The organism is Methanobacterium sp. (genome assembly GCA_012838205.1).
In the GTDB taxonomy this organism is placed as follows: Archaea; Methanobacteriota; Methanobacteria; order Methanobacteriales; family Methanobacteriaceae; genus Methanobacterium.
Genome location: DUPR01000024.1, coordinates 64879 through 90639, shown reverse-complemented (window position 1 = coordinate 90639; position 25761 = coordinate 64879). Strand labels below are relative to the sequence as shown.

The following is a 25761-nucleotide window of genomic DNA, read 5'->3' as shown; positions in this document are numbered from 1 at the left end:
GTAAATCAAAACAGAAAAATAGGAAAACAAAAATATTAACGTAATTTTTAGTTTCATCCTACCCATACTACCTTTCACAATTTCCGATTATTAGGGGGTAGAAAGTGTGCCGATGCCTGCCTATAATGGAATTGTCAAATATTATTAAACAATCATAAAGCAAGTGGTAAAGATGCAAATTGAAAAAGTGGAATTCTACTATTTTTCTGGAACTGGGAATACTATTATTTTAGTGGAGAAGATGGTAGAAACCTTTAAAAAATATGGAGTTCAGGTTCAACTTCGCCCCATAGAGAAATCCGACCCTGAAACTATTAACCTTCAACACACTTTGGGGTTAGCATTCCCAGTGGCAGGATTATCCACTTACCCATTGGTATGGGAATTTATTGAATCCCTTCCGATAACTGATGGAACTCCAGTATTTATGTTGGATACTCTTGCAGGATATTCCGGTGGAATTGTGGGACCTCTTCATAATAAACTGAAAAAAAAGGGATATGAACCAATAGGTGCTTGTGAAATCATAATGCCATTGAATATTTTTTTCATTCAAAGTGATGAGACCAGAAGCAAATTAATAGAAGAAGGACTTAAAAAAGCCGATAAATATGCCAAGGCAATAATTAATGATGAGGCAAATTGGGGATCTTTCCCAGTACTACCTACTTTTCTATGTAATATGAGTCGTTTTTTAATGCGTTCATGGGAGTGGAAATCCCAGCAAAAATTGTTGGGATTTCAAGTGAAAAAATCTAAATGCAACCAGTGTGGGATATGCTCCCAAATATGTCCATTAAACAATATTGAAATGAAAGAATACCCAATATACAAGTGTAAATGTCAATTCTGTATGCGTTGTGTTTCTTTATGCCCACAAAAAGCCATAAATTGCAAGGTAACTTATAAAGGTAAAACCCACCAAGCAGTTACAGCCAAAAAATTCATAACACCTGATAAGTCCTCAATCAAGGATGAAATCAAGGCAAAACCGTAAACAATATTCAAATAATGTGATATCAGTTGATACATGAGATCGTGCTTGTAATTTAGGAGTAAAAACGATAAGCATCATTATCCATTAAATTTTGATTATTTGAGTTTTTTTTAGTATAGACAGAGAATTCTAACCAAACTAAATGGTTAAGGGAAAATGTATGGAGTAGTCAACGATAAAGAAATAATACGTAAATTTAATTTGGGTTAAATTTATATTCTTAGGTTAAGGAGTGATTGAAATGAGTCTGAACTTCGAAACCTTGAATAGCGGCAAGATTGTATTTATGGCTGATGATATCAATATTAATGATTTAAAATGGAATGAAACTGCTTTTGAAGGAGTTTATCTGAAACATCTTGTGAAAGCCAATTCAACCGATAACACCTTAAGTTGTCATTTAGTAAAAATTAAGGCAGGATGTCAAATTGGTGAACATTTCCATGAAGGAAAATTAGAGTTACATGAAGTTTTAGAAGGTCAGGGGAAAGCTTTTCTCAATGGAAAAGAGATTGAATATGAATCCGGAGTTTCTGTGGTTATACCTGCAGACATTAAGCACAGTGTAATTGCGGGCAATGAAGATCTCTATTTACTAGCAAAATTCGCGCCTGCTCTTTTATAAAAAGTCATTACTATTAATAATCCATATTTACAAAATAAAAAAAGAGGGAGAATAATAAAAAGAGGGAGAATATTGTCAAAATATGATTTAAATAAGAAAAATGTTGATGTTGGAGTTCTGGCTAACAAAGCTGTAAATGATAAAAAATTATTCCAAGAACTGTTGAGAGGAGTTCAGTCAAAGGATAATAATACCAGGTTTAACAGCTTCCAATCTCTGCAAATCATTGCTGAAGACAATCCCCACTTTTTATATTCTGAGTGGGATTACTTCCAGGAGATGCTTTTCAGTAAAAATAACTTCCATAAGTATATTGCAATCTATATTCTGGCCAGTTTAACAAGTGTCGATGTGAATAATAGGTTCGAAGAGATTTTTGATGAGTATTATGGAATATTGGGTGGAGATAAAGCTATGACTGCATCTCATGTGGCCTTAAATTCAGGTGTGATCATCCGGAACAAACCGGAGCTAGAATCCAAAATTATTGACATACTCATGAGTATTGATGATATTCACCAGGGTAAGCAGAAGGAACTCATCAAAGCATATGCTATTGAGGCACTTATGAAGATCTATCATGAAGTTGATGATCCGCGAAAGATCGAAGAGTTTGTTCGAACCCAGTTGGAAAGTGAAAGTTCCAAGACCCGGAGCATGGCGCAATGTTTTTTGGACAGGTGTGATTAGATAAATTAATATACTAGAAACCCCTCAAATAGAATTAGGGGGTAATATGGTTAAAAAAATTGTTTCACATAAATATCCGAAGAGAATCAGCAAATTCAAGAAAGTGGTGAATGAAGTCTGGTCAAATACTGACAAGCAAAAACACTCACAGCGGATTTTTTTATCGAAATACTCATCCAATAATAATGAATCAAATTTATGGTTAACTAAAGACCCAGAAAGATGGGAAAAATTTCAGAAAGATTTTCAGATGGAATTTGAAGGCAAAATCCAACTTATGGATAAAATCCGAGACAAGAAAAAGGAAAATGAAACATTTTATTTGTTACAAGCTGGTTATTTTTTTTAAATAATGTTTTTGAGGTTTATTTATATATTTATGGTGCTTAGGTAAGTGTTCACTCAAAAAGAGTGATTTTTCACGAAAAAATGTTTGTTTTTTATTAATTGTGTAGCAAATATTTATCCATTTTATATAACTAGTCTTAATAAAATATATAAAAAAAGTATTACTTTTTACCTAGTCCATTCATGATCATTCTGCGTATGATATATGATCGTGATCTGTCCTCTTTTTTGGCAATACGATCTATTTTTTCAATATATTCCGGTTCCAGTCTAATGTAAACGCTCTTCTTTTTTGTCATGTATATTATTACGATTCATTACAAGTATATACTTTACTGATTTATTTAGTATTTCTATTAAGAGATTCCATTCACGCTAAAAATTATTAACAAAGTTAGATAGTTCTATTATTCAATGTCTAAGATTAGTTTTTCAGATATTAGGTTGCTACTTAGAAAATTCAGATTTAACAGTTGGCTTGTCTTAGATAAGATCTATAGGAAATTATCTCCCATGGTTAGATTGGTTGATAAATTGTTCATTCAAGGTGATGATATGTAGGTACTACCCTTGGATGCTGCCATCAAAACCCAACATTAAGCAAATGTCCAAGAACTTGAAGTAAATTAAAGTATCCTAATTAAAAATGAAAATACAGTACTCTTCAGTCAAGTATTAGGAGGGATTATCTAATAGTCAAAATATCATTTCATAATGGATTCTTGATATATACCTCACTTCCAATAACTGCCAAGATTACCCCCACGATACAGGATCTTTGTTTTTAGGTATAGGATCAAAAAAAATTTCCAATACAAAGTGGAGACCAGTCACAGCCAGAGAGGCCATGCCCCATATCCAAAAGTGCCGTGATGAGATTTGGTGTCTATTATGGCAGAAACAAGATCGACAGTGTATGTTAAATAACGGACCAAAAAAGGATATTTTGTCAATATGTTACGGTTATCAGTGGAGTGGGTGTGGAAAATGACGCTCAACCTACTTCATATACCTGGGGGATTGTTCCTAATCAAAGCTTTATAAAAGGAAAACAATTCCTCACAAATTGGGTGATGTTTTTACATATCCACACTTTCATCTTGCACTGCAACACAAAATCGACACAGTGCACTGGGTGTGTCCTTCTGTTTATCTTTTACAGGGCACAAATAGACACCGTTAACCAGTTGCAGTGTGAAACCACCGGGAAATCTGGTTCCCACAGGATGGATTGATTCTTCCCTGACAAATGTAGTGTAAGTGGCAACTACACAAGCTATGCGATGGAAACATTCTTCATCACTGCTATTGGATTTTTGAGCCAGTTGATTCTGAATTTCCAGAAATTCAGAAAGAGTATCCGGATCTACTTCTCCAGTATATATAGTTCCATCATCTTTTATATCCTTAATACGGGCAAAAAAAGCTTTGGTGAATCTGGCTATATAATCTTCGCGTTCTGTTCGTGGCATGAATTTGGCATCATCTCTAATGAAATTGGAGGCCTTCATAATATCCTGGATATGAATGGATCTTGCCTCATTTTTCAAAACTTTCAGAAGATCATTTCTGGATATTTTCTGGTCAAAATCCATTTCAGTCAGCTTTATGGCCATTAACTATTCTCCACATTATTAATCTGGATAGATTTTTTTTTAATCTACTTCCTAATTTAATTTTATTTTATTACAAATGATAAGACACCTAAAAAATAATTACATATCTGGTTCTTGTTCGGCAATGCAGAAGCCACAAACTGCCAGTGGATTATTCTCATTATTTGCTTTAACTGGGCAATAATAAATTTTTCCATTTTTACGAACAGTTAAACCCCCTGGAAAAGGGGTACCTTCTGGATGGACTGGTTCATCCATAACAAATGTAGTATAGAGAGATAATATCATGTAGGGTTTAAATGATGGATTACCCTTACCAAATTCTTCTTCCATTAACTTTTCCTGTTGTTCTAGAAGAATTATTGCTTCTTCCAGTTTTTCATTATTAACAAAACCTTCATAAGTGGTTTTATCATTTTTAACATCCCTATAACCCTTTAAAAAACCTTCAACATACATTTTAATATATTCTTCCTTAAATTTGGGATGAACATGTTCCATACTTTTTCTAAGGAAGCTGCACGTTTTAATAAAATCATTCATATGTATCTGTTGTGCTTCTTCTTTAAGGAGGGCAATAAGATCCATTTTACTTATTTTTCCTTCAAAGTCCAAATCTTTAACAAGCATGTTTTCAACTTTTTTTAAACTTTCTGACTTTTCACCTAATATTTGCAGTTTAAGTTGACTAAAAAATATCAAAACCTATTTATAATATATTCAATCAACAGTATGGTATTTTTTTAGTATATTTTCGGCTGTTTTAGGCCCGATACCCTCAATACGCAGTAATTCAGCACGTGATGCATAACGCAAATCAGTTCCAAAGGCATCGACTAGTGCTCTGGCCCTTTTACGGCCTAACCGTTTAACACTAACTACCAGGGGTAGAAGTTCCTCTTTCACACCATAGTATAGGCGTGCGGCCAATGTTTCCATGGAATCTAGTCCGCTATAAACTCCCAGAATCTGGCAGATCTCACGGTGGAACTTCACAAGAAGGGAAGCATCATAAGCAGCCCTCCGGGTGGATGCTGCATAGACATTGAAGGCATTTTCAATCTCATATTCGCTTCTTTCATCCATCCACTCCAGCATTGTGGCGGCAGTGGCCTCCTGATTACCAATGTCAACAACAAACAAACCAGCATTGTTGAGACGTTCTCGGATAGGGTCTCTGGTTTTCCGGCCTTTTAAGGAGAGTGGTATAATGTCAGGAGTGCGACAGATTTCATACACTAAACGGGACATATCAGTATTGGCATCGGAACGTGCAAATTCTTTCAGACGAACAGCAGTCTCTACTGCATAGTTACTCTTGGCTACTAACATGCCAAAAGTTGTTGCCTTCAATCCTCCAGGAACAGCTTGGATCATGCCATTTTCAATTAAAAAATCCAAAGCTTCTTTAATTTGAAATTGGAGGGTGTCTGAGGCAAATAAGGATGAGTATTCAGAGTGAGTTATCTGGAAGCCAGAGAAGGTGTCATTGAAAAAATCCATTAATTCTTCAGGATTTTTAGCCATACCAGATGCTACTTGCGAGATGATCTGCCGGAAAACAGCGTCCCTATTTTCCAAAAGACGGGAGTTTGTTGCTTCAATTTCCCCATAAACATACTGGTGTTGTAATTGTTCTGCTTCAGGCAGAGTTTTGGCAATAAGATATGAAAAACCCTCTTCATCATATCCAGGACGTCCAGCACGCCCAGACATCTGCAGATAATCAAATACTGGTATGGGTTGAGGGCCTTGACTGGTCCAACGGGTGTAATCCCTGATAACAACGTTTTTTGATGGTAAGTTAACTCCGTACATTAAGCTGGGGGTGGCAGTTATCATCAGCAGATTCCCAGCACGGAACTCTTCTTCTATTATCTCTTTTTGCCGGTCAAACAATCCTGCATGGTGGAAGGCCATACCATTCTGAGCACATTCTGCTAGTTTGTGACATACTTCTGTGGGTAGTGAGCCTCTTCTCCTAGGAACATCCAGTATCTTCTCAGCCACAGTTTCAAATGCCTTTTTTTTATCACTAGGTAAGTTTCTTTTAATTTTTCCTGCTAAATAGTTGGCCAGAGATTCAGTGAAGCGACGGGTGGAGACAAAAACCAGGGCTTGACTGGATTCATCCACAGACTCTTTGAGGATATTTAGAATAACATCGTTTTTGTTTTTGGTTCCGTATTCCTCTGCATTAAGAATATCTTTAAAAAGTGGAACTGGACGGTAATCATGCTCCACCACTTGGGCAGTTAGCCAGGTAGATAATTCTTCCATGTTCTGGAGGGTGGCAGATAATGCAATAATCCGCATACCTTCATTTAACATGCGGGAACGTGTTATGGCACATTCGATGGTAGGGCCACGACTGTACTCTCCGATCATGTGAAATTCATCCACAATTAGTAAATCCACTTCTGATAACGTGTTCCAAGAGAAACGGGTCAAGGCATCGTATGATTCGAAGACCATCACTGCCAGATCAGATGAAGAAGGATGTTTACCCACTTTTATGCCATGTTCCTCGAATTTTTTGAATTCCTTCACTTTTTCATTCTGTATAGATAGGAGTGGAACTGCATAAACCACTTTACCTCCATCAAGTATGGTGCGCAGTGCAGCCATCACTCCCAGAAGGGTTTTTCCACTGGCGGTAGGAATGGCAATGATATAATTTTCTGGATTATCCAGTAAACCAGCATCAAGCACAGCTTTCTGGGCGGGGTTCACATCCTGGATCTGAGGATAAGAATCCCTTATTATTTCCCTGATTGGGGAATCCAAGGATTCAAGACTCATCTATTCATTATTCCCCCTTTTCCTTTTTTATTACTTCAATATCTGAGATTCTGGTTGAGGGGTACTGGCCATTTTCATCTTTTTCTACACTTTTGACCATATCCCAAATGGTTAATAAGGCAGCACTAACTCCGGTAATAGCTTCCATTTCTACTCCAGTCTTACCATTACTTTTTACCTCTACTGCAACTTGGACATGTTCTTTTGTCATTTCAAATTCAATCTCCACTCCAGTAATTGGGATGGAATGGCATAATGGTATGATTTGGGGAGTTGATTTCACAGCTTGAATGGCTGCAATCTGTGCAGTGACCAAGACGTTGCCTTTTTTTAATTCTCCCTGTTCAATAAGCTTAATAGTATCTTTTTGGAGTTTTATACGGCCCCTGGCAATTGCAGTTCGCCTAAGGTCAGGTTTATCTCCCACCTCTACCATGTGTACCCCATTTTCTGTGAGGTGGGTTAATTTCTTCTCATCCATTTTCATCTCTCCATCTAAATAAAAAACTTTCAATCTGTAAATGAATAATTGTATTGTAAGAGTATGGGAAGTAATATTATATTGATTAGTTAATAGTGATTTTGGATTAGAAAAATTGTATGAAAAAATTTATGATAGTTTAAGAAGAGTACACCAATCAATAAATTTGAATTACGATATTTAATAAGGTATATCTAGTTTATTATAATTCATTGAATGTTTTCGTGCAGCTATTGACATAACATCCCTTAATTCTCTATTTTCTAATATTGTATCCATAGCCATGGCCATTTCAGCTGGTTTTGAGGGTTCAACCATTAAACCTACACTTTCATCCATCACCTCTTTGATCCCACCAGCATTGGTGGCAACCACAGGCAAACCCGATGCCAAGGCTTCCAGTAAAGTTATTGGAAATCCTTCTGACACACTTGGCAGGACAAATAAGTCTGCAAATGGCATAATTTTATCTACATCCCTTCTTGCACCAACAAAAAGAACATCTCCAATTGCCTCATCCTCCACTTTTTTCTCCAGTTCATGGCGCAGTGGACCATCACCAACAATCAACAACTCAGAATCACATTTCATAAGCTTTTTTGCTTCTAAGAGGTATTTAACTCCCTTCTGGAAGACCAGATTACCCACAAATAATATAACTGGTTTATCATGGTTCAGTTGGATGTCAGATGGAAGATCTTTATTTTGAGGGTTGAATTTCACTGTATTAACGGCATTGGCTGTTACATGCACTTTTTTTGAATCAACACCCATTTCAAGGGCCTTGTATTTCAGTGTATTATTTACCACTATAACGTAATCCGTATTTTTAAGAACAAATTTAATTAAAGGCCGCAGGATTGGTTTATCAGCTTGTATAAGCAGATCTGAGCCATGAGCTGTCACTGCAGTTTTTTTTCCTGTAACTTTTCCCACAACTACTCCAATGAGTCCAGGTGGCAATAGGAAATGTGCATGTATAATATCGATGTTGTAATGGTGAACCATTCTAATTAACTTAAATGTTGATGATATCAGGAAAAAAAGACCCCTTAACCCTTTAATATTGGGTGCGAAGGAAGTTTTAACTTTTATGCCATCTAAATCTTTAACATCAGGATGGGGATATGTTAACACATAAACTTCATCTCCCCTTTTTTGGAGTTCCTGTGAGAGAAGATAGGTATGGGATGAAACACCTCCAATATGTGGTGGATATTGTCCTAATAGGCCCACGTGCATGATTTCACCATATTTGTCATATGTAACAGACTATTTTACTCTAAAAATATTTATTTCTAGCTTAAATATTATTCGAATTTTTATTCCCTATTTTTCGGGGTTGGTATTTTTTTGGACCAGTTCAACAGTGTAGTTGCTGTTGAGGATTGTTCCATCCATTTTAAGAATAATTACTTCTGGTTTTAGATTAAACCTTTCCTGGCAATGTTTCACAATCGATTGGGCTATGGAGTTAAAGACAGCTTCAGTCAAGTTTTTTGCCTCTAAAACTTCTATCATATCTTCAGTGGTGTTAGAATTAAATATATTCTTCATAATTTTGTTATCCCCACCAACCAATCCTGTGTGTGCAGTTATTACTTCTCTTCGACCGTCTGCCAAGCGATGTTCAGTTTGGAAGATTCCTCCAGCAATTTTCACAAGTTTACCTGCGTGTCCTAGAATTATTAAATTGGATAATCCACTTTTTTGAGCTTCACCCAGCATATAACCCACAAAATTTCCCATCTGGATAATCTGGTCGTCATCAACATCTAGTAATTGGTGGGCCATCTTTTCTCCAATATTACCTGGCACAAAAACCAGTTCATGGTAACCTTCTGCCAATGCCACATCTAACTGGCATTTTTTGGCTTTCTGGAAACTCTTTGAGTTCATGGAACGAGCAATACCAGTTGTTCCCAGTATGGAAATCCCATCTACAATGCCTAAACGGGGATTCATAGTTTTTTTAGCTATTTTTTGGCCTTCGGGAACTTCAATCAGCACATCTGCTCCTTTACTTGCAGGTAAAACCTTTTCAAGATTGGATTGGATCATTTCACGGGGCACAGGGTTTATAGCTGCCTCCCCTGGGGGAACTTGTAATCCTGGTTTAGTTACCCTACCTACTCCTTCACCACCTTTAATAACAATGCCGGGTTCATCTTTTAAACTGACCTTGGCTTGCACTTCAAGGTTTATGGTGACATCAGGGTCATGGTAAGGCATTTTAACCACAGAAGCCCTTCCAGAATAATCGTTAAGTTTACAAGAACTTTTCACTGCAATATTGAGAATTCCCAGTGGTGTTTTAATATCCACCGTGGAAACTTGTTCTCCTTTTATGGCTAGCATTGCTGCTAAGGCTGCTGCAGTTGCTGCACTTCCAGTGGTGATTCCGTTATCATCACTTTCAGGGGAAAAAGAGATATTAGGGGTGGAAGAAGTATTTCTTTCAACAATTTTGGCCTGAACAGTTTTAGAATTAGTATGAATGGTATTTTTTTCTTGAAGGAAATTATCTTCTTCCATGGTTCCTATAAATTTTTATATTAGTTTGTGTTGTCTTTTTTTTCTTCTTCTTCAATTGCTTTAACCAGTTCTTCTTTAGCAGGAGCACCTACAAAATGTACAACTCCATTTAAAGCAATGGCTGGAACTGCCATTAGATTATATTCTATAGCTTTTTCTCGGTCTACCATTATGTTGATCTTTTCAACTTCCAGGGTGCCAGGCATGTCTTTTTCAACTTCGTTTACAACTTCAATAGCCATGGGGCAGTAAGGACAGGATGGAGATGTGAATACTTCTACTTTAACAACCATATTTTCACCTCATTTTTTGAATTTCTCTGTTTGTGATTTGCTTTTTTGATTTTATTGAAATCTGGTAATATTAATTTACCTAATTTATAAACTATAAATACATCATTATTAATTTTTTGGGGGAATATATCTTTTTTTTGAAAAATTTATGGTACAGATATACCAGTTTCAGTGCATACTGTAGTCTACAGAACTATCTACCGAGCCCTGATTTAGTAAACTTCCAATACCTTTCCCCAGAGAATAGGCAAAATTACTAGAAAAGCTGGTAAAAAGGTCTGACATGCTTTTACTGGGTGTGATAGTTACTACTTTGTAATCTCCTTTAATACCACCAAGTTTAGCAGCTGATTCTATGGCATCATTTCGGTCTCCAGTTTCATCAATTAGTTTCAACTTTTTTGCTTGGGTTCCTGTGTATATCTTTCCTTCGGCGATTTTCCGTACATAATTAATATCCAGTTTACGATTTTCAGCCACCATTTTTATGAAGTATTCATAGTTTTCATCTACCATTCCCTGTAACATTTTAGTTTCTTCTGGTTTTAAATCACGGTACGAGGCGCCCATGTCTTTGTATTTTCCTGCTTTAATTGAATATTGGTTTACTCCAATCTTCTGATAAAGATCCGATAGGTCAGTGAGGCTTAGGATTACTCCAATACTCCCTACAATAGACGATGGGCTCGCATATATTTTATCTGCGGGTGAAGCGGCTAAATAAGCTCCTGAAGTACCACTGTCACTTATCCATACTACAACTGGTTTTTTTGAGTTATTCACAGCATTCATAATCTCTTCACTAGCTACTGGTGATCCACCTGGGCTGTTAATATCCAAAACAATAGCACTCACAGAGCTATCTTTTTCAGCTTGCGTAATTCCGTCAGTGACAGATTGGGGAGATACTACTGATCCTCCTAGCATATTGGGTTGCGAATAAGTAATTTCGCCTTGCACTGGTATGATTGCCACGGTATTTCCGAATCCCCCACTAACACCACTTCCTATTATTAACAAAACAGCAAAAAAAGACAAAATGACAATGAAGGCCCCTCCGCCTATAATTGCTAATAACAACTTGTTATTTTTCTTCATGATATTAACCCTAATTTTGCTTAAAGATTATATAGAAACTCTTATCCCAAATAAATTATTTCTATCGATGTATTTATTAGTGTTTTTCTTTCTATGTATAATAAAATAAAACATAAACCTCAAGGAGTTAAACTCTAAGGTGATTATTTGAATGTAACTGTTCGATCCCCAGGATCAGCCACAGTAATTAATGCCATATCAACTGGTTGCGGATCAGCATTTGGTATAGGGTTATATGTGGATGTTCAAGCCCGTTTAAAGCCATCAAAAACAATTTTAAAGGCTGCTGATGGTGTAGATACAACATTAATGGATATATGTGTCCGGAAGGTTCTGGAAAAATTCAAGATCACCACTGGAATCATGGTCAAAACTAGTTCAACACTGCCAGTTGCTTCTGGACTTTCCAGTAGTAGCGCCACATCAAATGCTGTGGTAATGGCCACCTACCGTGCACTGGTTGAAAATGGGTTAGTGTCTGAAGATTCTTTATCTGATTATGATTTAATTAACTTGGCAATCGATGCTTCTTTGGAAGCAGGGGTTACGATTACCGGAGCTTTTGATGATGCTAGTGCTTCATTTTTTGGTGGTCTGACTATAACCCACAATCCTCGCAGGGAGATCCTCTACAATCGCCCCATGGAGGAGCAAAGTATATTAATATACATGCCTAATAAAAAGTCACCTACTGCCCAATCTGATGTGCCAAGGATGAAACTCCTGGCTCCCTGGGTAAAACTCGCATTCCAAGAAGCGCTAAAAGGTAATATATATTACGCTTTGACACTTAATGGGATATTATATTGCGCGACTCTCAATTTCGATGCAAATATTGCTCTGGATGCTTTGGATTCTGGCGCATTAGCAGCTGGACTTTCAGGCACAGGCCCTTCATTTGTAGCTATTGTTCCAGACGATGCCCTTGACCGTGTTCAGGAAACATGGAGTTCGTACCCTGGAAGAGTTATATTAACCAGTGTTGAAAATATGGGAACACGGGTGGTTGACCATGGATAGGGCAGAAGCGTTTTCTATGCTTGAAAGCTCTCGGAAAAGGATAGATGAACTGGACGAGGATATAATACGGCTCATCAAAGAACGGACTTCCCTGGCAAGCAATATTGCTCAGGCTAAACTGGTTCTGGGAATGGATATTCATGATCCAGAAAGGGAAGAAGATATCCGCCAAAAAATCCGAGAAATAGCTAACCAAGAAGAAATAAATAAAGACAGTCTCTCCCAGATCATTATGATATTAGTGGAATTGAGCAAAGAAGAACAAGAGAAAATCTTAAGGAGGTAGAGTCATGGGAAATATTAGAACATCATTTGTTAAAAGAACAGCCAAAGAGCTGATTGAAACTTATCCAGGTAAATTCACAACAGATTTTGAAGAAAACAAGAAATTAGTGCAGGAATTCTCCACTGTAAGTACTAAACATTTAAGAAACAAAATTGCCGGTTATGTAACCCGATTGGTTAAAAATAACTACTTCTAAGGTTGGTTGCTATGGGTATTTTAGTGGCCAAGTTTGGAGGAACTTCCCTTGCTGATGGGAAACGGATCAAAAAAGCAGCCCGAGCAGTAGTTAAAGAGTACATGCAGGGCAAGAAGGTGGTAGTGGTGGTATCAGCTATCAATAAAACCACTGATGACATCCTAGAAATTGTGGGTAAATCCATTGGAGAATCCATAACTGAAAAGCAAATGGCAGATATTCTATCCATGGGGGAAATTACCAGCGTAAGGGTGTTTTCATCTACTATTGAATCATTAGGTGTTAAATCAGAATATATAGATCCTCACATGGAAAGTTGGCCAATTATAACTGACAGCAACTATTTAAATGCCAAAGTTGACTTTGCAGAAACCGAAATCAAATCCCGAGAAATTTTAAAACTTCTGGATCAGGGAGTGATTCCTGTTCTTTGTGGTTTCCTGGGAAAAGACATGGAAGGTAACATCACCACCCTGGGAAGGGGTGGGAGCGACATCACAGCCTTTTTAATGGGTCACTGCCTCCAAGCTGAAGAGGTGATAATTGTTACCGATGTCGGCGGGGTGATGTCTACTGATCCCAATAAATTAGAGGCTGCCCGGAAACTGGAAAAAATCAGTGTTGAAGAAATGCGGGATTTAGCAACCCATGGAGCTCAAGTACTACACCCTTATGCCTTGCGTTATAAAGATCCCAAAATAAATGCTAAAATAATAGGATTTGAACAGGGGGATTTATCAGCACCTGGAACCGAGATAATGGGACCATCAAAGGATAAAATGTTGCGTTCAACCACCCTAAACAATGAACCCATCTCTGTAATCGCGGTGGTAGGTGAGGAGCTTCTCACTAAAGTGGGGGTACTGGCCGAACTCACACAAACCCTAAAAAACAACAATTTTAATATATATGGCATATCCACAGGTCAAAATTCAATAACCCTTTTTATTGATAAATCAGTGGCTGAAGAAGCCCATAAAATACTCCACGATGTGGTGGTGAAGAACCAGGATATGAGTTCCCTGTCCCTGGGTCGGGAGATTGCAATGATCAGTGTTAACAGCCAGGACTTCATAGACACCCCTGGAATTATCACTAAAATCACCGAACCTTTACGTCAAAATAAGATTAATATAGTAGAAATCTCATCAAGTCAGACCTCAGTTGTTATATTTGTGGAATGGAATGATGGGAAGAGAGCTTATGAATTGGTAAGGAGAGTCTTGGAATGAAATTGGAAGGTACCACAGTTGCAATGGTAACCCCCTTCACCACTGAAGATAAGGTGGATGAAGAGGGGATGCGGGAGAATATGAATTATCTCCTTGAACGAGGTGTTAATGGCCTTTTGGCTGCCGGAACCACCGGCGAGTCTGCCACCATAACTCACCAGGAACAGAAGAAGATGATGGAGATATTGGTGGATGAAGTAAAGGGTAAAGTGGCTGCTGTAGCCGGAGCAGGTAGTAACTCTTCCAAAGAAGCATTAGACTTGGTTAAATATGCTGAAGATGTTGGTGCAGATTATGCGCTGGTAATAACTCCTTACTATAACAAGCCCCAACCCCACGGGCTTTATGAGCACTATAAAATGTTATCAGAATCTACTGAGATTCCTATCATAGCTTACAACGTCCCTTCACGTACTGGGACGGATATTGATGTGGAAACTATTGGAAAAATAGCTCAGTTAGACACTGTAGTTGCCCTTAAAGAAGCAAACCCTGACATGGACAAGGTTTCCCAGATAATTCAGAAAATTGATCAACTAGGTGTTCGTGACAAATTTATGGTAATTTCTGGAAATGACAACCTAACACTTCCCATGATATCCCAGGGATGTCAGGGAGTTATCAGTGTTGTGGGGAATGTTGATCCAACACGGATGAGCGAAATGGTCAAAAAAGCCCTTCATGGAGATTTCCAACGGGCTCAAGATATCCATTATGAATTATATGATTTGATGAAGGTTCTCTTTGTTGAATCTAATCCAGTACCAGCTAAAACAGCTCTTAACATGATGGGCAGGCCAGCAGGTCATGTTCGAATGCCTTTGGCTCCACTTAAAACCGAAAACCAGGATAAACTCAAGAAGGTGCTCCTGGACTTGCAGTTGATTTAATCATAATCTAGTTTAATCTTATAGGAAGATTGAACTTTTTTAGTATTCTTTCTAAAAATCAGCTTGTTCGGATTTAATGGGAACAAAACATTTTTTTTCTTTTTATTTATTTTTTTAGGATCAAAATATTGTTAAGGAGATGATATTTATGATAAATGTGGCAGTAACTGGCGCCAGTGGAAGAATGGGAGCCCTGATCATTAACACTATTCTTGAACAGGATGACATTCAACTGGTAGCAGCAATAGAGGCGCCTCACACTCCTCTGCAAGGTAAAGATGTAGGGGAATTATTGGGAATCGGACCCATCAACATCCCTATTGTTGGAGCTGAAAAACTCAGAGAGACTCTTGAATCCAAAAAACCTGATGTTCTTATCGATTTCACCATTGCCAATGCAGCAGTTGAAACAATAAAAACAACAGCTGAATCTGGTGTTAATCTGGTTGTTGGAACTACAGGATTTAGTGATCAACAAATGGCTGAAAATAAAAAATCAATCAGTGATAATAATGTAGGGGCGGTTATTTCTCCTAATATGGCTGTTGGAGTTAACGTATTCTTCAAGGTAGTTGAGCAACTAGCTGGAATCCTCACAGATTTTGATGTGGAGATCATCGAAGCCCACCACAAACACAAAAAGGATGCTCCATCAGGAACAGCTGTGAAAGCAGCCGACCTCATAGCCGAAGTTTTGAACCGTAAAATAGAAGAAGTCGGAGTCCATGGTAGGGTAGGGATGGTAGGTGAACGCACACCAGAAGAAATAGGAATACATGCTGTACGGGGAGGAGACATAGTAGGTGATCACACTGTTTTGTTTGCTGGTGATGGTGAACGCTTAGAAATTGTGCACAGAGCTAACAGTAGACAAGCTTTTGTTAACGGTGTTATAAAGGCTGTTCGATACGTGGTTAATGCCGAAAAGGGTAAAATTAGCAGTATGAATGAGGTACTGGGATTGTAATTAGCATAAATAATCGTACTAAATCATTGAGTAATGAATAAATAAAAATAAGGACTAAACTGAATTAAGGTGGTTATATGGTAAACGTAGGTATATTAGGAGCAACAGGAATGGTGGGGCAGCGGTTCATACAACTCTTAGAAGACCATCCCAAGTTTGAGATAACAGCCCTCACAGCATCTCAACGTTCAGCAGGGAAAAAATATCAAGATGCAGTAACTTGGCATATGGACACTCCCATACCTGAGGCAGTAGAAGATACAGTGGTGGTTGACACTGATCCTAGTCTAGTTAAAGATGTGGATATAGTGTTTTCAGCATTACCCTCAGAAAATGCAGCAGTTGTTGAGCCTAAATTCGCTGAAGCCGGCATGAAGGTTGCTTCGAATGCCAGTGCTATGCGCATGGAACCTGACGTTCCTTTAGTTATACCTGAAGTGAACCCGGAACACTTGGATCTCATAGAAACCCAGCAGAAAAATAGGGGATGGGAAGGATTCATTGTTACTAATCCCAACTGTTCAACCATTGCCTTGGTACTCACTCTGAAACCATTATACGATCAGTATAACATTAATCGCGTATATGTGTCTACGATGCAAGCTGTTTCAGGCGCTGGTTATAATGGAGTTCCTTCTATGGCTATCTTAGACAACTTGGTGCCTTTTATAGGTGAAGAAGAAGAAAAAATGGAGGAAGAAACCCGATATTTATTGGGAAATTTCGATGGAGATATTGTCGAGCCTGCATCTTTTGGATTAAGTACTTCTTGCCATCGTGTTCCAGTAGTTGACGGTCATACTGAAGCTGTTTTCATGGAAATGGACGAAAATTTTGAACTGGATGATGTTAAAAAATCATTAAAAGATTACAAAGCACTTCCTCAAAAATTAAATCTATACTCTGCACCTAAAAATCCAATTATTGTCCGAGAAGAAGATAACAGACCACAACCACGCATGGATCGGATGATGGAAAGGGGAATGGCAGTCACTGTCGGTAGATTGCGTATAGATGCTAACATCCCAAAAAGTCTCAAATACGTTCTATTAGGCCATAATACGATTCGTGGGGCTGCAGGAGCATCAATTCTCAATGCAGAACTTATTTCGGAGATAATGTAATTTTATTCTCTGTTTTTTTTTCATTTTTTTCCAAGATATGGTTTTTTTTAAACTTATCTTAATATTTAAATATTGTTTTCTAACTTTTTTTCTAGTTTTTTATGTTAAAAATCTTTTTGGGGAAGTTCAGTTTTATTATAGATTATATCCTAACTTTTAAAAGGGAGGGGGGCATAATTAAAAGTAGTAATTAGTTTAAGATTATAATAACATTTATAGTGATAAAATGGCCATTCTTAAGGACACCGAGAGGGAGCAGTTAAGACAACTGGTAAAGGCATGTCTATTGGAAATCAGTAAACTGAAGATTGAACTTAAAAAATGCCAGAAAGAATCTTCAAAAATCATGATTAAAGAACACAGTAAACTTCAAGAGATGAATATTAAGCAAGAAAAGAAACTTCAGATGAAGGAAGATGAAAATAGGAAACTAGTCAAACTTTTAGATGAAAAAGATTCCCAGATAGAAGATCTCAAAAAAATTAAAGAAAGGTTCAAACTGTTAACACAGAAACCTAAAAAAGATTTAACCACTTTTCAGTCCAATATTTATTTACTTCTCCCTGAAAAAGAGGGCCGTTTGGAAAATCTCTATGATTCAATTATAGACCTTGGTTTTAAAGAACTAACTCATCAAAACTTTGAACATGCCCTTAGAAATCTGGAAAGGAAAGGATACTTCAAATCAAGAGAAGAAAATGGTATAGTGTTGTGGAAAAAATTGGAAAAAGATTGAAACTGGTTTTTTTCTCATCCAAGTGTTTGATTATTTTGGTTACTCATTTTTTATCACATTAAAAATGACAATGGTATTTCTTAGTTAATTAAATCAAACAACCATTCATCATAAAGTATTTATATAACCTCTAACCCACTGATCATTTACATAAACAAATTGAGGTGATAATGTGGCACAATTAGGCGGACAAGGCCAACAAGTTTTAATATTACCGGAAGGTACTAACAGATTTTTAGGAAGAGACGCTCAAAGAATGAACATATTAGCAGGAAAAGTCCTTGCAGAGACTGTAAGAACAACTTTAGGTCCTAAAGGAATGGACAAAATGCTCGTTGATGGATTAGGTGACATTGTTGTTACTAACGATGGTGCAACCATCCTCAAAGAAATGGACATCGAGCACCCTGCCGCAAAAATGCTGGTGGAAGTAGCCAAAACCCAAGAAGATGAAGTGGGAGATGGAACCACCACCGCAGTGATCATTGCAGGTGAACTCCTTAAAAAGGCAGAAAACCTTTTAGATCAAGATATACACCCAACCATTGTGGCAATGGGATACCGACAAGCAGCTGAGAAAGCACAAGAAATCCTAAACTCCATAGCCATCGATTCTGATGACAAGGAAACCCTCCAGAAAGTGGCAATGACAGCCATGACTGGAAAAGGAACTGAAAAAGCTCGAGAACCACTAGCTGAACTAGTAGTAGCTTCAGTTAAACAAGTGGAAGAAGACGGGGAAATTGACACCGATCACATCAAAATAGAGAAGAAAGATGGAGCAACCATCGACGACTCACAACTAGTCAACGGAGTCATTATTGACAAAGAACCTGTACACCCTGGAATGCCCAAAAAGATAGAAAATGCTAAAATAGCTCTACTCAACAGCGCCATAGAAGTTAAAGAAACTGAAGTGGATGCTGAAATCCGCATCACTGACCCTGCACAAATGCAAGCCTTCATTGAACAAGAAGAACAGATGATACGAGATATGGTAGACAAGATATCCGATGTGGGAGCCAATGTCTTATTCTGTCAGAAAGGAATTGACGACCTGGCTCAACACTACTTAGCCAAAGCAGGTATCATGGCTGTGCGCAGAATCAAGAAATCTGACATGGAAAAACTAGCAAGAGCAACCGATGCCACTGTAGTTACCAACATTGAAGACTTAACTGCTGATGATCTGGGATTAGCTGGGTCAGTAGCTGGAAAACGAATTTCAGGCGAAGAAATGATATTCGTTGAAGAATGCAAAGACCCTAAATCAGTCACACTTTTAATCAGAGGTTCCACTGAACATGTGGTAGATGAAATCCAACGTGCAATGGAAGATGCAATTGGAGTAGTCGCCGCTACAGTTGAAGATGGTAGAGTTGTTGCTGGCGGAGGGGCTGCTGAAATCTCAATTGCCAAAGGATTAAAAGATTACGCAGACAGCATAAGTGGTCGTGAGCAACTAGCCGTCTCTGCATTTGCAGAAGCACTGGAAGTTGTCCCAAAAACCTTGGCAGAAAACGCAGGACTGGACAGTATTGACGCCCTGGTAGACCTTCGAGCGGCTCATGAAAAATCAGCTTACATGGGACTAGATGTTTTCAAAGGAGAAGTCACCGACATGTACAAAGCTGGAGTCATTGAACCTCACAGGGTCAAAAAACAGGCAATCCAATCTGCTGCAGAAGCTGCAGAAATGATTCTACGTATCGACGACGTCATCGCATCCACAGGGTCAGGAAAAGAACCAGACATGGATGAAATGGCCGGAATGGGTGGAATGCCTGGTGGAATGCCACCAATGATGTAAAGTCAGTAGACTTTACTTTTTTCTATTTTTTTTAAAGATTTTAATCGAATTATTATAACTGCAATGTTTGAATAAATTCTGAAACTACTTTTTATTCCTAATTATTATCCCAGTATGGATATATCCCTCAATTTCTAAGTTTAACACTGCTCATTATTATTTTTAAAAAAATATTTTAGGTATAAAAATATTATCCAAAGAATACAAATTGTATGTTACTGGAAGAGGTTTTAAACATGTTCAGGAAAAAAACTGCATCAAACAATGAGATTGATCTAGATCCCAATTCTGCTTGGGAAATGGTTCAAAATAACCAAGATAACTTAAACTTTGTAATATTGGATGTTAGAACTCCAGAAGAATATGAAAAATCCCATATTGAAGGATCAGTACTAATAAACTACCAATCCCCTGATTTTAGGGATGAAATACAAAAACTGGATAAAAACAAAACATATCTGGTTTACTGTCGCTCTGGAATGAGGGGTGCTGCTTGTATTGATATCATGATGGAAACAGGCTTTAAAAAAATTTATCACATAGTCGGTGGAATAATGGGATGGGAAAACTGTGGGTTGCCAGTTAAATAATTTCCTCCCTTTTTTTTAACAACCTATTATTTGACAATAGATTAAATTAACAACTGTCCACTAAAAAAAAAAAATGATTTTTTTAAAAAAAATTTATTGCTGAAAATAAAAAAATAGGAGAATCATTATACTCTGATTCTTTACATCTTGTTTTATCGGCCGAAAATGTGTACTGTAGCTGTACCGCCAGTTCCCCCTATATTTTGGGTCATACCGACTTCAATTCCATCAATTTGTCGTTTACCTGCATCTCCTCGGAGTTGCCATACCATCTCGGCTGTTTGAGCAATACCTGTTGCCCCTAATGGATGTCCGCGTGCTTTAAGTCCTCCAGATGGGTTTACTGGTATTTTTCCTCCTATTTCTGTCATTCCGTCTTCAACTGCAGGTCCGGCTTGCCCTTTTTCCACAAATCCCAAGTCTTCAATGGCTAAAAGACCGTTAATACTGAAACAATCATGTACTTCCACTGCTTGAATATCCTTTGGTTCCAGGCCAGCCATGTCATAGGCAGTTCTCGCGGCATGTACTGTGGAATCAATGGTAGTTATGTCTCTACGGTCATGGAGAGCTATTGTTCCTGACGCCTGAGCAGAAGCCTTTACATATATGGGTGTGTCAGTGTATTTACGAGCTTCCTCTGCAGGACAGAGTATAACTGCAGCAGCACCGTCAGTTACTGGGGAACAATCCAGAAGTCTGAGAGGGTCAGCCACTATACTGGAATTTAAGACTTGATCCACAGTGATCTCCATTGGAAACTGAGCTAATGGGTTTAATGCTCCATTTTTATGATTTATCACACTAAACATGGCTAATTGTTCTCTAGTAGTGCCATACTGGTGCATGTGTCGTTTAGCAATCATTGCATAAAGTGAAGGAAATGTAACTCCTTGCTGGGCTTCCCATTCCTGATCAGACGCTGTGGCAATGGCGGGTGTGGGATCTACCACATCAGTCATTTTTTCCACACCTGCAGAGATCACAATATCATGAAAACCAGAGGCAACAGCCATTATCCCACTTCTAAGGGCTAAACCTCCTGATGCACAAGCAGCTTCTACCCTGGTGCATGGCATAGGTGTCAGACCTGAGTGGTCAGCAATGAGTGAGGCAATATGTTCTTGTTTAACAAACAGTCCCGCAGTCATGTTTCCAACGAACATGGCCTCTAATTCAGCTCCTTCTATACCTGCATCAGCAACAGCTTTCAATCCAGCTTCAGTAATCAGATCACGAAACGATATGTCCCATAGTTCACCAAATTTGGTTTGTGAGACTCCGATAATTGCAACATCTCTCAACTTAGATTCCTCCATAATCCTATAATTAACAATCTATGCCATCTTTAACTTACCTTTGAACTTAGCATACACTGCGTAATCAACGTATCTTTTGTTTTTAATAATTTCCTGAACAGTTGGGGCCAAACCCTGTTTTTCTTTTATACCTTCTTTAACTTCAATACTGAAAGCATCACTACCTGCTCCAGAACCATATGAAACAGCAAAAATCCTATCACCAGGTTTTGCAACATCTAAAATAGCTGCCAAACCTAGTGGGGTTGCTCCAGAATAAGTGTTACCAATAGTAGGGGTTAAAAGTCCAGTTTTGTATTGTTCTTCATTGAATCCCAGTTTTCGGGCAGCTCTTATGTAAAATTTACCGTTAGGCTGGTGAAACACTGCATGATCATAATCTGAAGCTTCAGTACCCATTTTTTTAAACATTCCTTCAGCTGCTGAGAGGACATGTTTGAAGTAAGCAGGTTCACCTGTGAATCGTCCTCCATGGCGAGGATAAGGTTTTCCTTCCCTACGGTAGAAATCAGGAGTGTCAGTGGTGAAACTATAAGTACCTTCAAAGTCAGCTAATGTATTTTCAGAACCAATAAGGTATGCGGCACCCCCTGCAGATGCGGTGTATTCTAATGCATCGCCGGGAGCTCCTTGAGCAGTATCTGCACCAATAGCAAGACCATATTCAATATTTCCCGAGTCAACCAAGCCCATACAGATCTGAATGCCAGCTGTCCCAGCCTTGCATGCAAATTCCAAGTCTGCAGCAGTTAAATCAGGACTGGCATCCACAGCTTCAGCAACTATTGTTGCAGTTGGTTTAACAGCATAAGGATGCGATTCAGAACCAACATAAACAGCACCAATCTTTTTAGGGTCTATATTTGCCCTTTTTATTGAATTACGTGCTGCCTCTACAGAAATAGTTGCTGTGTCTTCATCTGGGGCTGGGACTGATTTTTCATTAACTACTAATCCTCTGGAAACTGCCTGGGCATTATCTCCCCAGACTTTTGCAATTTCTTCAACCTTTATCCGGTATGAAGGTATGTAAACTCCATATCCTACAATTCCTGCCATATCAAATCACTACCATCTAAATATTAATTATTGTCTTTTTTTAGTCTTCGTCTTAGAATTACTAATATTAATAAGTCACATACAATTTGTCTAAGGGGAAATATTTCCTATTGTAATATATCTAATCTTTCATTCTGTATATTAAAAAAAATAATTTAATCGGAATTTAATTTATTACATTATAGGCAAAAACCAGTTTATATATTTATGTATGCGTTAGGAGGGAAAAATAGCATCCAAAATTGAAACATACATCCATTTCTAATTTCCTCGATAAAAGCCATAAAATTAATTTAATAATATCTACAGAAAAGTAAAAGCAATTGATGAACTATGGCAAATTTTTAACATATAAAAACATCATCAAACTTCTAAATCATGTTTAAAAAAGATTTTTCAACATAAATATTATTTAAGGAGATGATGATTAGTATTGAAGTTTTAATCTCTTGTTTGGTATGCTAGTATTTTTACAGTAGTTCCAACAATATTTCCAAGTCCAGTTTTCTTACATCTTCGAGGGTCTTCATACCGTACTTTTTTAAGAGTAGATTCCAATCCTGGTTGAGAACGAACTCCTGAAAGTTTTCAGGGTTCAATGGTTCTTCAGGAGTTTTCATATCTTCTAACTCGATTATGCAGTTTTTTAATAGTTCTTCAGAGTGGTCTAATTCCATAAGTTTACTTACCATGCTCTCATTATGATTTGAACAGTAATTCACATCTAATCCTTGACAATAAAATTTATTGAATGTGTTATTCTGAGAAATGAAGCGATAAACCATTAATAACTTCTCTTGAATTTCTTCAATCTCTTTTTTGTTTAACTCCATATTTTCACCCATAATTTGTAACCCTGATTAAATATTTTTTTGTTTTCATTAGCAATACCTAAATTATTTATAATTTAAATTTGAGAGAATTAAAACCATTAATTTGATTTGATGGTTTAAAAAATTGGGAAATCATTCGCAATGCCTTTCTCATCTATTAAAATTAAAACTGACTAATTACCTTGTCAAGAATTAATATAGTGTTGGTGACTGTAACATTTTTTCTAAAAAAAATTATTTCAGTGTTTTAATTTTTCATCATTCACTAGTTCACTTATTTTGTCCCGCTTTCGGTAGGCCATACCCTGAAACACACAGACCAACTCATGGGACTTGTCATAAACATCAACAGTATAACTGCCAATCCTACCGCCACTGGATAATTCACGGGCTTCAGCAGTTAAAACCCCTTCAGTAACTGCTTTAAGATAAGATATGTTTGCATTTATAGCTACAGTAACGATTCCATGTGAATTAGCGGCCAGTGCAAATGTAAAATCAGCGAGGGTAAAAAGCGCTCCTCCATGGACAGTTCCTATGCTATTAAGGTGAATATCGCTGATTTCCATCTGAGTTGTAGCCTTTCCAGGAGAAACATCCACTACTTTAATGTTACTAAGGGCAGCGAAACGATCATTTTCAAACATTTTCAGGATTTTCTTCATTTTTAAACCCGTATACTTTGTAAGGGGGCCTACGAACTAATATTCAGTCAAATATATAGTTTAAATTATATTTTTCTAAATTATAAAAATTTTATGATTTAGATTAACTCAAATTGTCATAATGTTTGAAATAACTCCCAAAATAATTCATGGAATCAATCGATTTACTACGCAAGTACAAGTATTAAGAATCAATAGTGAAAGAATTATACTTTAAGTTAGAGAAGGAAAATCTAAGAGTTTACTATTGGATGGGATTATCCTGAATCAAAACACAAAAGCCATGTTACTGCGCGTGGGAATTGACAAATCCAGTGATGGAGTTTTAAGCCCAATATTCTCTGATGGTACCTTTGAATATATCCCATTATCTGAAAAAGATGATCAAACTATTGAAAATAGGACATACTATGACATTATTGGAATTAAAGGTAAGAAACTTTCCATTTATCTCCCTAAAAAGATAGCCACACGTAAAGTACATATGGATCCTGAATTTATAAATTTTACGTATGGGGATGAAGGAAAAAAGGCTACATATTTGAGAAAACTTAATCATAACGATATTTTAGTATTTTACGCCGGATTAAAACCCTATGAAGAAAATGAATATCCTGAAGCACTATATATCATTGGATATTTCACTATCAAAGATATAATTGATTTTAAAAACAATAAAGATGAAATTGATAGTATTAACACTATCCGAACAAAATTTTCCCATAATTCCCATCCCAAACGTTTCAATACCAATGACTTAGTATTTGTTGTGGGAGACCCAGAAAAAAGTAAGCTGCTTGATCGACCAATCCAGATAAGTCAAAAGAAGTTAAATAAGATTGGACGAAATTACCATGCCGTTTCACCAGAAATGGAAGTACTTTTGGGTATTGAAGGTTCTATTCAGCGTAGTATTCCTCCTCGATTCATAAATGACGGGAAAAAACTAAAAAATCTTAAGAAATTACTGGATTTGTAATTATTCACCTATACTCTGCTGAAAACTATATTATAACTTGTTAGAATCTACAATTTTCCTGGCCTGTTTTTTTCAACATACTTCTGATGGTACTCTTCTGCACGCCAGAATTTACCAGCAGGTTTGATCTCTGTCACAATCTCCTTCCCGTAACGACTTGAACTATTAAGATGTTTCTTTTTCTCTAAAGCTAATTTTTTCTGTTGGGAGTTATGATATAATATAATGGACCTGTACTGGGTGCCTATGTCCGGGCCCTGCCGGTTAAGGGTGGTGGGGTTATGTATGTCCCAGAAAATATCCAGAAGGTCCCCATAGGAAATTATTTCAGGATCATAAATTATTTCCACTACTTCGGCATGATTTGTGACCCCTGAACATACATCTTGATAGGAAGGATGGTCGAAATCTCCACCAGCATATCCTACTTGGGTTTCAATAACTCCTTTTAGCTTCATGAAGATATCTTCCACTCCCCAGAAACATCCAGCCCCAAAAGTGGCCTTTTCTAATCCAGTTTTTGACATAGATCCACATCCTTTTTTTTTCGTTTGTATTATCTTTTTTATA

29 protein-coding genes are annotated in these 25761 nt (G+C 37.4%); 15 read left to right on the top strand and 14 right to left on the bottom strand.

Annotated features, from left to right (window positions below):
* Positions 1-172: 172 nt before the first annotated feature.
* The 4 genes from GXZ72_03765 to GXZ72_03750 all read left to right on the top strand — a co-directional run bounded on the left by GXZ72_03765 (position 173) and on the right by GXZ72_03750 (position 2661).
* Complete coding sequence (locus GXZ72_03765; protein ID HHT18658.1) at positions 173-997, top strand: 4Fe-4S binding protein; 825 nt, start codon at positions 173-175, stop codon at positions 995-997.
* Between the two features lie 241 nt (positions 998-1238).
* A complete protein-coding gene (locus GXZ72_03760) occupies positions 1239-1622 on the top strand; it encodes a cupin domain-containing protein (protein ID HHT18657.1) in 384 nt (127 codons plus the stop codon).
* 72 nt (positions 1623-1694) lie between these two features.
* Positions 1695-2312, top strand: coding sequence for a hypothetical protein (locus GXZ72_03755; GenBank protein HHT18656.1), 618 nt, complete (start codon positions 1695-1697; stop codon positions 2310-2312).
* A 46-nt stretch (positions 2313-2358) separates the two neighbouring features.
* Positions 2359-2661, top strand: a complete 303-nt coding sequence (locus GXZ72_03750) for a hypothetical protein (GenBank protein ID HHT18655.1) — start codon at positions 2359-2361, stop codon at positions 2659-2661.
* 160 nt (positions 2662-2821) lie between these two features.
* Here GXZ72_03750 and GXZ72_03745 read toward each other — a convergent pair whose 3' ends face one another.
* The 9 genes from GXZ72_03745 to sppA form a co-directional block, all read right to left on the bottom strand.
* Positions 2822-2959 (bottom strand): ribbon-helix-helix protein, CopG family, encoded by a 138-nt coding sequence (locus GXZ72_03745; GenBank protein ID HHT18654.1) that lies wholly within the window; start codon positions 2957-2959, stop codon positions 2822-2824.
* A gap of 780 nt (positions 2960-3739) precedes the next feature.
* Positions 3740-4276, bottom strand: a complete 537-nt coding sequence (locus tag GXZ72_03740; GenBank protein ID HHT18653.1) for a DUF2115 domain-containing protein — start codon at positions 4274-4276, stop codon at positions 3740-3742.
* Between the two features lie 99 nt (positions 4277-4375).
* Positions 4376-4906 carry a DUF2115 domain-containing protein gene (locus GXZ72_03735; protein ID HHT18652.1) on the bottom strand — a complete coding sequence of 177 codons (531 nt, stop codon included), beginning with the start codon at positions 4904-4906 and terminating at the stop codon, positions 4376-4378.
* Positions 4907-4996: 90 nt separating this feature from the next.
* A complete protein-coding gene (locus GXZ72_03730; GenBank protein HHT18651.1) occupies positions 4997-7078 on the bottom strand; it encodes a DEAD/DEAH box helicase in 2082 nt (693 codons plus the stop codon).
* 7 nt (positions 7079-7085) lie between these two features.
* Positions 7086-7559 carry a cyclic pyranopterin monophosphate synthase MoaC gene (gene moaC, locus GXZ72_03725; protein HHT18650.1) on the bottom strand — a complete coding sequence of 158 codons (474 nt, stop codon included), beginning with the start codon at positions 7557-7559 and terminating at the stop codon, positions 7086-7088.
* 180 nt (positions 7560-7739) lie between these two features.
* On the bottom strand, positions 7740-8801 hold the full coding sequence (locus GXZ72_03720; GenBank protein HHT18649.1) for a glycosyltransferase family 4 protein: 1062 nt from the start codon (positions 8799-8801) through the stop codon (positions 7740-7742).
* Positions 8802-8888: 87 nt separating this feature from the next.
* Positions 8889-10094 (bottom strand): cobalamin biosynthesis protein CbiD, encoded by a 1206-nt coding sequence (gene cbiD, locus GXZ72_03715; protein ID HHT18648.1) that lies wholly within the window; start codon positions 10092-10094, stop codon positions 8889-8891.
* Positions 10095-10114: 20 nt separating this feature from the next.
* Positions 10115-10387, bottom strand: coding sequence for a thioredoxin (locus GXZ72_03710; protein HHT18647.1), 273 nt, complete (start codon positions 10385-10387; stop codon positions 10115-10117).
* Between the two features lie 168 nt (positions 10388-10555).
* Positions 10556-11485 carry a signal peptide peptidase SppA gene (gene sppA, locus GXZ72_03705; GenBank protein ID HHT18646.1) on the bottom strand — a complete coding sequence of 310 codons (930 nt, stop codon included), beginning with the start codon at positions 11483-11485 and terminating at the stop codon, positions 10556-10558.
* A gap of 147 nt (positions 11486-11632) precedes the next feature.
* On the opposite strand from sppA, the gene GXZ72_03700 reads away from it, so the two are divergent.
* The 10 genes from GXZ72_03700 (at position 11633) to GXZ72_03655 (ending at position 20336) form a co-directional block, all read left to right on the top strand.
* A complete protein-coding gene (locus GXZ72_03700) occupies positions 11633-12505 on the top strand; it encodes a shikimate kinase (GenBank protein HHT18645.1) in 873 nt (290 codons plus the stop codon).
* Positions 12498-12791 carry a chorismate mutase gene (locus GXZ72_03695; protein HHT18644.1) on the top strand — a complete coding sequence of 98 codons (294 nt, stop codon included), beginning with the start codon at positions 12498-12500 and terminating at the stop codon, positions 12789-12791. Before GXZ72_03700 ends, GXZ72_03695 begins: the two co-directional genes overlap by 8 nt.
* Positions 12792-12795: 4 nt before the next feature.
* Positions 12796-12987: a 30S ribosomal protein S17e gene (locus GXZ72_03690; protein HHT18643.1), complete on the top strand. Its 192-nt coding sequence runs from the start codon at positions 12796-12798 to the stop codon at positions 12985-12987.
* 11 nt (positions 12988-12998) lie between these two features.
* Positions 12999-14219 (top strand): aspartate kinase, encoded by a 1221-nt coding sequence (locus GXZ72_03685; protein ID HHT18642.1) that lies wholly within the window; start codon positions 12999-13001, stop codon positions 14217-14219.
* Positions 14216-15109 carry a 4-hydroxy-tetrahydrodipicolinate synthase gene (locus GXZ72_03680; GenBank protein HHT18641.1) on the top strand — a complete coding sequence of 298 codons (894 nt, stop codon included), beginning with the start codon at positions 14216-14218 and terminating at the stop codon, positions 15107-15109. Before GXZ72_03685 ends, GXZ72_03680 begins: the two co-directional genes overlap by 4 nt.
* A gap of 148 nt (positions 15110-15257) precedes the next feature.
* Positions 15258-16076 (top strand): 4-hydroxy-tetrahydrodipicolinate reductase, encoded by an 819-nt coding sequence (dapB, locus tag GXZ72_03675; GenBank protein HHT18640.1) that lies wholly within the window; start codon positions 15258-15260, stop codon positions 16074-16076.
* A gap of 77 nt (positions 16077-16153) precedes the next feature.
* Entirely contained in the window at positions 16154-17200 is a 1047-nt protein-coding gene (asd, locus tag GXZ72_03670; protein HHT18639.1) for an aspartate-semialdehyde dehydrogenase, read from the top strand.
* Between the two features lie 226 nt (positions 17201-17426).
* Positions 17427-17936: a hypothetical protein gene (locus GXZ72_03665; protein HHT18638.1), complete on the top strand. Its 510-nt coding sequence runs from the start codon at positions 17427-17429 to the stop codon at positions 17934-17936.
* A gap of 172 nt (positions 17937-18108) precedes the next feature.
* Entirely contained in the window at positions 18109-19746 is a 1638-nt protein-coding gene (locus GXZ72_03660) for a thermosome subunit (GenBank protein HHT18637.1), read from the top strand.
* 236 nt (positions 19747-19982) lie between these two features.
* Positions 19983-20336 (top strand): rhodanese-like domain-containing protein, encoded by a 354-nt coding sequence (locus tag GXZ72_03655; GenBank protein HHT18636.1) that lies wholly within the window; start codon positions 19983-19985, stop codon positions 20334-20336.
* Positions 20337-20488: 152 nt separating this feature from the next.
* Here GXZ72_03655 and GXZ72_03650 read toward each other — a convergent pair whose 3' ends face one another.
* The 4 genes from GXZ72_03650 to GXZ72_03635 all read right to left on the bottom strand — a co-directional run bounded on the left by GXZ72_03650 (position 20489) and on the right by GXZ72_03635 (position 24212).
* Positions 20489-21640 carry a thiolase domain-containing protein gene (locus GXZ72_03650; protein ID HHT18635.1) on the bottom strand — a complete coding sequence of 384 codons (1152 nt, stop codon included), beginning with the start codon at positions 21638-21640 and terminating at the stop codon, positions 20489-20491.
* A 33-nt stretch (positions 21641-21673) separates the two neighbouring features.
* Complete coding sequence (locus GXZ72_03645; protein HHT18634.1) at positions 21674-22714, bottom strand: hydroxymethylglutaryl-CoA synthase; 1041 nt, start codon at positions 22712-22714, stop codon at positions 21674-21676.
* A gap of 470 nt (positions 22715-23184) precedes the next feature.
* Entirely contained in the window at positions 23185-23547 is a 363-nt protein-coding gene (locus GXZ72_03640) for a hypothetical protein (protein HHT18633.1), read from the bottom strand.
* A gap of 239 nt (positions 23548-23786) precedes the next feature.
* On the bottom strand, positions 23787-24212 hold the full coding sequence (locus GXZ72_03635; GenBank protein HHT18632.1) for a PaaI family thioesterase: 426 nt from the start codon (positions 24210-24212) through the stop codon (positions 23787-23789).
* A 283-nt stretch (positions 24213-24495) separates the two neighbouring features.
* On the opposite strand from GXZ72_03635, the gene GXZ72_03630 reads away from it, so the two are divergent.
* Positions 24496-25191 (top strand): hypothetical protein, encoded by a 696-nt coding sequence (locus GXZ72_03630; protein HHT18631.1) that lies wholly within the window; start codon positions 24496-24498, stop codon positions 25189-25191.
* Between the two features lie 47 nt (positions 25192-25238).
* Here GXZ72_03630 and msrA read toward each other — a convergent pair whose 3' ends face one another.
* Entirely contained in the window at positions 25239-25718 is a 480-nt protein-coding gene (msrA, locus tag GXZ72_03625) for a peptide-methionine (S)-S-oxide reductase MsrA (GenBank protein HHT18630.1), read from the bottom strand.
* Between the last annotated feature and the right edge of the window lie 43 nt (positions 25719-25761).